The 10,437-nt window shown below is 60.7% G+C and carries 15 protein-coding genes; all 15 read right to left on the bottom strand.

What is annotated here, in order from left to right; translation table 11 throughout:
• Positions 1 to 134: 134 nt before the first annotated feature.
• The 15 genes from WMO20_RS11240 to dtd all read right to left on the bottom strand — a co-directional run bounded on the left by WMO20_RS11240 (position 135) and on the right by dtd (position 10,436).
• A complete protein-coding gene (locus WMO20_RS11240) occupies positions 135 to 692 on the bottom strand; it encodes a hypothetical protein (protein WP_349186895.1) in 558 nt (185 codons plus the stop codon).
• The gene (locus tag WMO20_RS11245) at positions 689 to 1,558 is read right to left on the bottom strand and encodes a DUF5685 family protein (RefSeq protein ID WP_316540802.1); all 870 of its coding nucleotides are present in this window, start codon (positions 1,556 to 1,558) and stop codon (positions 689 to 691) included. Before WMO20_RS11245 ends, WMO20_RS11240 begins: the two co-directional genes overlap by 4 nt.
• A 270-nt stretch (positions 1,559 to 1,828) precedes the next feature.
• Complete coding sequence (locus WMO20_RS11250) at positions 1,829 to 3,025, bottom strand: THUMP domain-containing class I SAM-dependent RNA methyltransferase (protein WP_349186897.1); 1,197 nt, start codon at positions 3,023 to 3,025, stop codon at positions 1,829 to 1,831.
• Positions 3,026 to 3,119: 94 nt separating this feature from the next.
• On the bottom strand, positions 3,120 to 3,668 hold the full coding sequence (locus tag WMO20_RS11255; RefSeq protein ID WP_316540800.1) for a S1 RNA-binding domain-containing protein: 549 nt from the start codon (positions 3,666 to 3,668) through the stop codon (positions 3,120 to 3,122).
• Positions 3,669 to 3,713: 45 nt separating this feature from the next.
• Positions 3,714 to 4,019, bottom strand: coding sequence for a septum formation initiator family protein (locus WMO20_RS11260; RefSeq protein WP_005926847.1), 306 nt, complete (start codon positions 4,017 to 4,019; stop codon positions 3,714 to 3,716).
• 46 nt (positions 4,020 to 4,065) lie between these two features.
• On the bottom strand, positions 4,066 to 4,518 hold the full coding sequence (locus tag WMO20_RS11265; protein ID WP_349186898.1) for a hypothetical protein: 453 nt from the start codon (positions 4,516 to 4,518) through the stop codon (positions 4,066 to 4,068).
• The gene (locus WMO20_RS11270; protein ID WP_055184816.1) at positions 4,518 to 4,796 is read right to left on the bottom strand and encodes a YabP/YqfC family sporulation protein; all 279 of its coding nucleotides are present in this window, start codon (positions 4,794 to 4,796) and stop codon (positions 4,518 to 4,520) included. The genes WMO20_RS11265 and WMO20_RS11270 overlap by 1 nt, the downstream gene beginning before the upstream one ends.
• A 45-nt stretch (positions 4,797 to 4,841) precedes the next feature.
• Positions 4,842 to 5,087, bottom strand: coding sequence for an RNA-binding S4 domain-containing protein (locus WMO20_RS11275; protein ID WP_112091714.1), 246 nt, complete (start codon positions 5,085 to 5,087; stop codon positions 4,842 to 4,844).
• A gap of 73 nt (positions 5,088 to 5,160) precedes the next feature.
• Positions 5,161 to 5,445 carry an HU family DNA-binding protein gene (locus WMO20_RS11280; RefSeq protein ID WP_494337720.1) on the bottom strand — a complete coding sequence of 95 codons (285 nt, stop codon included), beginning with the start codon at positions 5,443 to 5,445 and terminating at the stop codon, positions 5,161 to 5,163.
• 39 nt (positions 5,446 to 5,484) lie between these two features.
• Positions 5,485 to 6,210 (bottom strand): nucleoside triphosphate pyrophosphohydrolase, encoded by a 726-nt coding sequence (gene mazG / locus WMO20_RS11285; protein ID WP_349186899.1) that lies wholly within the window; start codon positions 6,208 to 6,210, stop codon positions 5,485 to 5,487.
• A 164-nt stretch (positions 6,211 to 6,374) separates the two neighbouring features.
• Positions 6,375 to 6,797 carry a zinc ribbon domain-containing protein gene (locus tag WMO20_RS11290; protein WP_112091716.1) on the bottom strand — a complete coding sequence of 141 codons (423 nt, stop codon included), beginning with the start codon at positions 6,795 to 6,797 and terminating at the stop codon, positions 6,375 to 6,377.
• A 174-nt stretch (positions 6,798 to 6,971) separates the two neighbouring features.
• A complete protein-coding gene (locus tag WMO20_RS11295) occupies positions 6,972 to 7,907 on the bottom strand; it encodes a uridine kinase family protein (RefSeq protein ID WP_113992137.1) in 936 nt (311 codons plus the stop codon).
• Positions 7,873 to 9,342, bottom strand: a complete 1,470-nt coding sequence (gene hemZ, locus WMO20_RS11300) for a coproporphyrinogen dehydrogenase HemZ (RefSeq protein WP_349186900.1) — start codon at positions 9,340 to 9,342, stop codon at positions 7,873 to 7,875. Before hemZ ends, WMO20_RS11295 begins: the two co-directional genes overlap by 35 nt.
• 12 nt (positions 9,343 to 9,354) lie before the next feature.
• Entirely contained in the window at positions 9,355 to 9,972 is a 618-nt protein-coding gene (locus WMO20_RS11305) for an MBL fold metallo-hydrolase (RefSeq protein ID WP_112091718.1), read from the bottom strand.
• A gap of 2 nt (positions 9,973 to 9,974) precedes the next feature.
• Positions 9,975 to 10,436, bottom strand: coding sequence for a D-aminoacyl-tRNA deacylase (gene dtd, locus WMO20_RS11310; RefSeq protein WP_097783793.1), 462 nt, complete (start codon positions 10,434 to 10,436; stop codon positions 9,975 to 9,977).
• Position 10,437: the final 1 nt, after the last annotated feature.

Below are 10,437 nucleotides of genomic sequence, written 5' to 3' on the forward strand. Positions count from 1 at the left end.
CCCTCAGCCGGAGAAACATCCGCCGAATCTTTCGATGATCCCTCTCCTCGTCACCCTCACGGCTGTCACCCGTGTGGCCCGGCGCTTTGCGTCAGCTTGCGGTACACATTCCTTCTTTCAAAGTTGTTTGGGGCTCAGTGCATCCCCAGCATTTTATGCAGTTTGGGCTGCCACTTCAGCTTGTACAGCAGCAGCAGATTGCACAGGGCGCGGTCGTAAAGGGCAAACGCCACGTTGCCCATACCCAGTGTGAGCAGAGTCATTGCCAGTGCGGTGGTGCGCAGCTCCTGCGAAATGCTGCCCGCCGGCACCAGCACCAGCAGCAGGCCGTACATCGCCAGCACCGCCCCGTTGCACAGCAGTAGCTTGCACACCAGCTGCAATGCCCGGGGGCGGATGCGGTCAAATTTGGGCTTGACAAGCGGGTAATAGCCCAGCAGCACGGTGAAGATCAGGGCGATCTCCTTATCCGGCACAAAGAGCAGCCCCAGCAGGCTGACGGCGGCGTACGCCGTCCACGCCATGGTGATGCCGCACTCCATGCACACCGTTGCAATGAGAAAGCTTGCCACCGCCGGTGCAATGAACATGGCAATAGGGATGATGGTGCCCAGCAGCATCAGTGCCACGCACAGTGCCGCTGCCATGCCGCAGTACGCCATGGCCCAGCTTTTGCTTCTTCGCTTCTTCATGGGATCTCCCACTTTTCGGTATCTACATCCTGCTCCAGCGGGTAGACCGCGTGTTGCAGACCTAAGATCATGATATTGTTCAGCAGGGTGTCATTCAGCTTGAGATCCAGCATCTTGTACGCCCGCATCAGGTCGTTGACCGCAGCCAGTGCCTGCCGCCGGGCGTTCTCTATGGCAGCAGCCTGCCCGTTGAGCTCGTTGACCACGAACACGTTGTACTGGCCGTTGCGGCGGTCGGCTTCAAAGCGCTCGGCCTTATCCAGCAGATAGAAGATGCGGCCGATGCAGCTGCCGATATACCGCATACTCTTGCGCTGGTTGGGGTCATCCGTAGCCAGCGTGGAGTACAAAGCGCCGTAGACGTTGCTCATAGGTTCAGCCGCAAGGGCGTAGTTTTTGGCGCTCAGGTTCATCTGCACCACCGCCTGCTCCCGCTCCTGCGCAAACAGCCGCTCCAGTGCCGGGTTCTCCTGCCGCGCTTTCTCGTAGGCGCGGCGCAGCAGCAGCTTGTCCGCTGCGCGGCGCAAACGCTTGACCGGGCGCAGCTCGCTGTACTTGCGGTCCTGCAGATTATGCCAGCCCATCAGGATCTCCGTCTGCGCCGCCTGCCGGATGCCCAGCGTCTGGCACATCATGCTGCGCCGGAACGGCGTGCCGGGCATCCGCTGCCGTTTGCAGGTGGGCATACGCCCCGCCAGACTGTCGGACAGGATGGCAAACAGCACCCCGTTGGTGCGCAGCAGATGGCAGGCGTAGAAGCCGTAGGACTTATACATCTGCCGCCGCACCCCGCGGAGATAACGCATATAGGTGTTGTAATCCCGGATCGTCAGTTCCGGCAGATAGGGCCGCATCCGTCCCTTCATATAAGCCAGCCATCCTTTCTGTACAGTTTTTGTATCCTGCGGTCAATAAGGTTAGTATAATCCTTTTTGTTCGGCAACGCAACTGCCGGATGCAAAAACTGCCGTAATTTGTCATTATGCCGAATTTTGTGAAATCTATTTTTCTATTAAAAATACCCGCAGACCGTCTCTTTTCAGCAAAAGATGATCTGCGGGTGTTTGTGCCGGATTTTCCCGGAAAAAGACACACTTTTTCAGTGCAATGTCTGCCGGGCGGGCAGTCAAATGACCTTACTTCTTTTCAAAATGGGTGCGCTTGCCGTCAAAGCCGGATTTGGGCATGGGCTTTGCCATCTTTTCGGTCTTGGGGGCGTTATAGTACATATACAGCTGGCAGGGGATCATGCCGTTGTACATCTTACGGCGCTTGTTGGCGCGCTTGCCGTAGTGCAGTTCAAAGTCCATATCGGCGGTAATGGCGTACAGCCCGGCGCAGGGGCTGGCTTCCATCTGCTGTCCCAGCGTGCGCGCCAGCTTGGCAGCGCCCTCAATGGTGCCCAGACGCTCGCCGTAGGGAGGGTTCGTCAGCACGATGGCCTCCGGCTTTGCGGCAAAGGTGGCAACATCCGTCACCTCAAAGTGGCAGCGGTTCTCCACACCCGCCAGCTTGGCGTTGGCGTTGGCCTGTGCCACAGCGGCGGGGTCGATATCGTAGCCGTAAGCTTCAAAGCCCACATCCAGCTTGGACTCTGCCAGTGCCTTCTGGCGCTGCTCTGCCCACAGGGCAGCGGGCACAAAGCTGTAGCGCTCGGCGGCAAAGCGGCGTTTCAGACCCGGGGCAATGTTCATGGCCTTCTGCGCGGCTTCGATCAGCAGGGTGCCGCTGCCGCAGAAGGGGTCCTCCACCAGGCTGTCGCGGCGCACACGGCCAAGGTCGGCGATGGTCGCCGCCAGCGTCTCGCGCAGAGGGGCTTCCATGGCGTTGCGGCGGTAGCCGCGCTTGTGCAAGCCCTCGCCGGTGGTGTCCAGCATGATCTCGCACACATTTTTGCGCAGCATAAAGCGCACCTTGTACTCCACGCCGCTCTCGGGCAGCACGGTGGTGCGGTGACCCTTCATCAGGCGCTTGACCACCGCCTTTTTGATGACGCTCTGGCAGGCGGGGATGCTGGTCAGCTGGCTGTTCAGGGAAGAGCCGGTGACCGGGAAGGCGGCATCCGCAGGCAGAAACTCCTCCCACGGGATGGAATACACGCCGTCGAACAGCTCGTCGAAGGTGGCGGCCTTGTAGCGTGCCAGCAGCAGCATCACGCGCTCCACGGTGCGCAGGTTGAGGTTTGCGGCAGCGATCATCTCTGCCCCGCCGCAGAAGCTCAGACGGCCATCCTCCACCCGGATGTTCTCTGCGCCGATGCGGGTCAGCTCAAATTTAGCGGTGGATTCGCACCCGAAAAAGCAGGGCGCGATCAGTTCAAATTTTGCGGGCATGGTAGTTCCTTTCTGTTCAGTCCCGAAAAAACAGACCTGTCCGACCGGGGACAGGCCTGCCTGTGTTCCTTGTGATCCCAGCCGATGCGATGGCTCAGCGGCCGCGGCGGCTGCGGGGGGCATAACCGCCGCCCCGGCGGTTGTTGGTCTCGTGGTCGAGATCCGCCATTTTCTCCTCGCTCTGGCTCTTGAAGCGGCTCATCATGTCCTCAAAGCTCAGGTTGTCGGAGCGGACGGGTGTCTTGGGCTGCCACACGCGGGGAGCCGCCTCCCGGGCAGGGCCTCTGCCGCCTTCACGGGGGGCACGGCCTGCACCGCGACCGCCGGAGCGTCCGCCCTCCTGCCCATTGCGGAAACCGCCCGGACGGGGGCCTGCGGGGCGGCCTTCCCGGGGCTGACGCGGCGCCGGGGGCAGCAGCCGCTTGATGGACAGCGCGATCTTGCCGTCCGGTGCAATGTTGATGACCTGCACCTTAACTTCATCGCCATCGTGCAGCACAGTGTTGATATCCTGCACGAACTCGTTGGATACCTCGGAAATGTGGACCATGCCGACACGCCCCTCCGGCAGCGCTACAAATGCGCCAAAGGGCTTTACACCGGTCACGCGGCCTTCGAATACGTTCCCTACCTCAATTGCCAAAACTCAATACTCCTTGTTTTCCAAAACTCTTGACCTGCCGCGCGGTCAGTTGCCGGTCACATCCACAAAGATGCGCTCGTTGGGTGCGGCGTAGTTGTAAGAGTCGCGTGCGACCCATTCAGTGATCTGGTCGGCATCGCCGCTCAGTACGCGCTGCAGTTCCTGATTTTCCGTCTGTTGCTGCGCCACCTGTTCGTTCAGTGTTTCCAGTTCTGCCCGCTTGGAGCTGATGGTGACCTGATTGGAGATATAAGCCGCCAGCATACTCAGCAAAAGCAGCACGAAAAACAGGCGGAACGCCATGGTGACCACTGCATTCTTTCTGCGCTTTTTGCGTCCCGTATTCGTCATTGCCTTACGCTCCTGTCTGAACAGCAGACCTTCCGCGTCTGTTCTCTTACTTTGATACGTTTGAATTATACAACAATGCCCGCTGGTTTGGCAAGTTCTTTTTGGATTTTTTTGCGGTTCTTTCCGCGTTCCGGCGTAATTTGCGGGCAGTTTTCGCCGCAGCGCGGCGGCGGCGCACAGGCTGCACCGCAAAACGGCGCAAAACAGCCCCGATCCCCCGCCCCAGCGCCCGCAGCGGGACGCCCAGCACCCCGGCAGCGCAAAGGGCAGCGGCAAAGGCTGCCGCCGCCATGTACCACCGCAGCCCCCCGGCGGCGCTGTACCCGGCGGCGTAGCTCTGGCACGCCAGCAGCACCGCACCGGAAAGCAGCACGTCCGGCGCAAAAGCCGCCCTGCCCCGCACCGGCAAAAACGCCCGCGCCGCGCCAAGGGCAGCGCCCAGCACGGCACAGGCGGCAGCTTCCTGCAAAAGCCGGGCGGGCAGCAGCACCTGCACCATCAGCGCAGCAGCCGGTGCCAGAAGCCCCCGGCTGCGCGGGCGGCGGTATACTCCAGCCCATCGAACCGCCCGGTCAGCTTTGCTTCCCCGGCTTCCAAGTCCAGTGTCTGCATACTGATCTGCGCACCGGACAGGTGCAGAATGCCCTTGCCGGTCTCCAGCGCGGCGCTTTCGGCGCTGCAATGCAGCACCCGCTGCACCCCGGTAACAGTCAGCCTGCTGCGGCTTTCTAAGATCAGGTCATGGGGCAGCGGCGGCTTTGCGGCAGCTTTTTCCATAGGCAGTCCCCCTCTGCCAGCATTGTATGCGGGCAGGGCGGGCGGTTATTCCGCGATCACCTCGTACATCTCGCGGGCAACGTCCTTGGTGCGGGGCTCTTCATCCGAGAGCACCCGCACCTTGATGGGACGGTTGCCGAAGGTGACCTCGATGATGTCCCCGGCGTTGACGGCCTGACTGGCCTTGGCCACCTTGCCGTTGATGAGGATGCGGCCTGCATCCGCCACCTCGTTTGCCACGGTGCGGCGCTTGATGAGGCGGGAGACCTTGAGATATTTATCCAGACGCATTGGCGTTATTCCTTTCTTTTCAGCAAAAAAGCCGCCGCACCTTGTGCAGGCAGCGGCGGCGTGACAGAACCGATTACAGGGTGTCCTTCAGGGACTTGCCGGGCTTGAACACGATGCTGCGGGAAGCAGCGATGGTGATGGGCTCGCGGGTACGGGGGTTGATGCCCTGACGCTCGGCGCGCTCGCGCACCTCAAAGGTGCCGAAGCCGGAGATGCTGATCTTTTCGCCCTCGGTCATTGCCTTGCCCAGTGCTTCAAAAACGGCGTTGACAGCCTGCTCAGCGCTCTTCTTGCTCATTTCGGTGTTTGCCGCAACCTGTGCGATCAAGTCGGTCTTGGTCATATTATTTGCCTCCATCTGATTTTGTCTTGAATTCTCTCGTTCTATCGGAGCAGGTCATTCGACCTGAGTACCGCGTTGTTCCTGTTCCAGACACTGCTGTGCAAAGCGCTTGGATGCAAAAGTCAGCGCTTCCTCTGCATCCACTCCCGCAAGCCGGGCGGCGTTTACCGCTGCAAACAGCAGCCGGCCTGCGGCTTCCTGCTTTGCGGCGGCGTCTGCCGTGGCAAAGTCCTGCACGGCGGCTTCCAGCCGGTGCTGTGCTGCGGCTGCATCCTGCTGCCCAAGGCCATGCCCGGCGGCACGCTTTTGCAGCTTTTGCGCCCGCATGAGCGCGGGCAGCGTAGCGGGCACGGTGGCCAGCTCGTCGGCAAGGGTGGTGCGCCCCTTTTCCTTATTTTTGAGCGCATCCCAGCCATTTATACCGGCGTTTTCCGCTGCGGAGGATGCAAAGATGTTGGGGTGCCGGAACACCAGCTTTTCGCAGACATTGCCGCACACATCCTCAAAGGTAAAGCGTCCCCGCTCTTCCTCTATGGCGGCGTGGAACACCACCTGCATCAGCACGTCTCCCAGCTCCTCCCGGAGCAGCACGGCGTCGTCTGCATCAATGGCTTCCAGCGCTTCGCAGGTCTCTTCCAGAAAATTTTTGCGGATGGAAGCATGGGTCTGCACCTTATCCCACGGACAGCCGTTTTCCGGGTCCCGCAGGATGCGGATCACCTGCAGCAGCTGCTCCGCTGTATAGGGCGGCTGTGGGGTCCAGTCCAGCACACGTTCCATCTCCTTTTGAAAAGATACTGTAAATTGTACCGCAGCTGCTGCGGTTTTTCAAGCAAAAAACCGCAATTTTCCAGCATTTTTCATGGTTTTCTGCGCTTTTCACAAAAACAGGACGGCATCCTGCGGGGGATACCGCCCTGTTGCAGTTTTTTCCTGTTTTCAGCTTACAGCTGTGCGCCGCACTTATTGCAGAACAGCGCATCGTCCGAGACGGGCGCGCCGCACTGCGGGCAGGTCTTGCGGGCAGGCTGGGCGGGCTGTTCCGGGGCAGCTTCTTCCTCCTCCACGGGGGCTTCGTAGTCCACCTCGGCGGCTTCTGCCGGGGTCAGGGTAGCCTTCAGGCGGGTGATCTCCTGCTCGATGGTATCGATCATCTCGATGTATTTATCCACCAGCGGCTGGTTTTCTTCCTTGCCCTTGGCAAGGCTGTACACCAGTGCGCCCAGCTGACGCTGTGCCTTGAGCAGCTTGCCCTGTTCGTTGACCAGCAGCGCCTGCGTCTTGCCCTTTTCAGCCAGATCCATGGCGGCGTTCTTGCCCTTTTCGGCATATTCCAAACCCATTGCTTTGATCTTGTTAAAATCCATAATAGACACCTCTCTTATTCTGGCAGTATATTCTCTGCAGATGGCGGCGCATCCTGCGCCATACCGGAGTCGTATCCTCATTATAGCGCAGCGTTATGGCAATTGCAACGAATGCACCGCAATTTTTACAGTTTGGTGCTGGTTTGGAAACAAATTTTACGCATTTTTCACCGGTTAGGTGCGGCTGCCGTAGAACTCGCGCAGCATACTGTCGGCGGGCAGCAGCTCCAGCGGCAGCGGGTCTACCTGCTCAAAGCGGCGGGCGGTCTCGTCCCATAGCTCGGCGTTGTGGCCTTCCAGCGTGAACTGACGGCGCACCTCGCCCAGCAGCCGGGAGATCAGTCCCAGCTCGTAGGTAAAGGAGGTGTCCAGCAAAAAGTCTGCGGTGGTCTTGAAGCCCTTGATATACCGCGTTTCGCCGTCCAGCACCCTGTCCCACATGGAAAGGGTCTTGGCGGGGCTGCGGCCGCGGGCTGCGGCGTCCCGCAGGGTGCGGCGGCACAGGCGGATATCCTGCGTATTGATGACCCGGCGCCCGTCGATGCAGTATTCCTCCCGCAGACCGGCGTAGATGCGGTAGATCTGGTCGTCCGGCACAAGCCCAGTCAGCTCCGGGTTCAGGGCATGGATGCCCTCCACGATGCACACACCGCCCTGCAGGTCGATGGGCTCCACCTCGGCAGAGCGCTGCTCGGTGGCAAAATCGTAGATAGGCAGCTCGGTCTTGCCGGTCTCGCTGAGCTGGCGCAGGCACTGCTTGATGAGGGGCAGATCCAGCGTTTCAAGGTTTTCGTAGTCCAGCGTGCCGTCCGGCATTTTGGGGTAGTAGGCAGCACCTTTAAAAAAGTTGTCCAGACTGACCACCTGTGCCGGGGTACCCTGCTGCACCAGCGCCTTTGCCAGACAGTGGGCGCTGGTGGTCTTGCCGCTGGCCGAAGGGCCGGTCAGCATAACGATCTTTGCCCCGGAGCCGCGCACCTTCTGGGCGGCATACTGCACCCGCCGGGCGTAGCTGTTCTCGCTCAGCTGTGCCAGCGCCTGCGGGCTGCGGGCTGCTACGTTATAGAGGTCTACTTCAACCAGTCGTTTCGGTACCCAGATCGTGATCATAAAACTCAGCCACTCCTTTTTTCCGGTCCAGTACCTCCGCAAAGCGCTGGATATACTCGTTCGGATACTTAAAATTGAAGATGCGCTGCATCCGTTTGCCCCCATCGGCCACCAGTTTGGTGCTGCCGCCTGCACCCGCCGAGAGGATGGTCTGGACTTCCTCCATGATATAGATATTATAGTAACCTTCGTGACCCGGCTTGCACCAGCCCACGTTTTCCAGATTCTGCAGCGTATTCTTCTGCCGGTAGAGGTAATAGGGGCGGTAGCCCGCTTCTGCCAGCAGATGGCATTTTTCCAGCATGGCGGCTACGTCCGCGTAGTCGTTCTCCTTCTGATCCTCGATGACGATGCGGGACGCCCGCTTGAGGGTAAGGGTGTGGACGGTGATGTTCTCCGGCTGCAGGGCAATCGCCTGCCGCAGGCTGTGCTCAAAGCCCTCCACCGTATCCCCGGGCAGACCGGCGATGAGGTCCATGTTGATGTCCTCGTGCCCGGCGCGGCGGGCATCGGCGTAGCAATCCAGAATATCCTGTGCCGAGTGCTTACGGCCGATGTTTGCCAGCACCGCGTCCGAGAAGGTCTGGGGGTTGATGGAGATGCGGGTAGCGCCGTATTCCTTGATGACCGCCAGCTTTTCGGCGTCGGTGCAGTCCGGGCGGCCGGCTTCCACAGTATATTCTACGACCTTGGTCAGGTCAAAATTCTCCCGCACGGTGCCCATGAGCTGCCGCAGCTGGGCGGCAGAAAGGCTGGTGGGCGTGCCGCCGCCGATGTAGATGCTGCACAAGGTCAGCCCGGCACGCTCGGCCTGCACCCGGATCTCTGCAACCTCTTTGCACAGGCAGTCCACATAGGGCTGCACCAGCTTGCGGTCGCGGTCCAGATTGCAGCTGACAAAGCTGCAATAGCTGCACCGGGAGGGGCAGAACGGGATGCCGATATACAGGCTGTAGGTCTTGGGGGCGTTGCCCAGCCGCAGGATCGGCTCCTGCAGGTCGGCAATTTCCTTCGCCATTTCGTATTTTTGCTCCGAGCAATCGAACCGCTGCAAAAAGAAGCGGTCGATCTGTTCTGCGCTCCACCCGGCGGCGCGCTTGTCGTGGATAAGCCGCACCGGGCGCACACCGGTCATCTTGCCCCAAGGCGGGCGGATGCCCGTCCACTGGCGCAGCAGGTCATAGGTCAGGCTGGCAAGGGCAAACTCCGGCGTTTCGCCGCCCTGCTCCACCGGCAGCGGCAGCGGGGCTTCCAGCGTTTTGCTCTTTTCTCCCTGCCGCACCAGCACCCGCAGACCGGTATCGGTCTTTTCAGCCCACAGACAGTCCTCGGCAGGCTCCGGCGGGGTCAGGGTCAGGGGTGCCATGGGGTAAAACAGGCGGGCAAGGTGTTCCACCTCGTACCCGGAGGGCAGCCCAGTGATATAGATCTTCATGTCGTTCTCTCTTTAAAAAATGTCGTTGCCGCCGCGCAGGGCGCTGCGGATATAGTAGTTGTCGTCCAGCTCCGCGCCAAAGGTGGAAAACTCGCCGTGGCCGGGCAGCACCTGTGTTTCGCGGGGGATGGGCAGCTGTGCCAGCTTGCGCAGGCTGTCTGCCATCTGTGCGCTGCTGCCGCCCTCAAGGTCGGTGCGGCCGATGCTGCCCGCAAACAGCGTATCACCGCAGAACAGATGCTCGCCGCACAGCAGCACCACGCTGCCGGGGGTGTGGCCGGGGGTGTGCCACGCGGTAAAGCGCAGCTCGTCCACCGCGATCTGCTCCCCTTCCGTGTAGCCGCAGTCCGCAGCGGAAAGCGGGTACATCCTGTCTCCGGCAAGGTCTGCTTTTTCACAGTAGAGGGCGGCGTTCCACTCTGCTTTCAGGGCGGCGGCGCTGCCCACATGGTCGTAGTGGCCGTGGGTGCACAGGATGGTGGTAAGGGTGGCGTTGTGCTGCTTTAAAATTTCGTCGTAGCTGTGCACCTCTGCCGCCGGGTCGATGACCACGGCATGGCCTGCATCGGAGATGAGCAGAAAGGTGTTGGTATACAGCGGCGGTGCCGCAGGAATGTGAAAACCTTGCATGGTTACTCCTTCTTTTTCCACTCGTCGGTATCAATGATGATGGTGCAGGGGCCTTCGTTCACCAGCGACACCTGCATATGGGCACCGAACTCGCCGTGCTGCACGTCCTTCAGGCCGTGCTTCGCCATCTCGGCAAGGAACAGCTCGTAGGCATCCACCGAGAGCGGCGGCTTTGCAGCCTTGATAAAGCTGGGACGGTAGCCCTTTCTGGTATCGCCGTAAAGGGTGAACTGGCTGACCACCAGCGCGGAATAGCCCAGATCCCGGGCGCTCAGGTTCAGCTTGCCCTCGGCATCCGGGAAAATGCGCAGACCCGCGCATTTATCGGCAAGTTTGGGCACGATGTCCAGCGTGTCGGTGTCCCTGACCCCCAGCAGGATCATGATGCCCGGCCCGATGGCGCGGGGCTCGCCGCCTTCCACCCGCACACTGGCGGAGGATACGGCCTGAATGACTGCTCGCATT

It is taken from the genome of Faecalibacterium intestinale, from assembly GCF_040096575.1.
Taxonomy (GTDB): domain Bacteria; phylum Bacillota; class Clostridia; order Oscillospirales; family Ruminococcaceae; genus Faecalibacterium; species Faecalibacterium intestinale.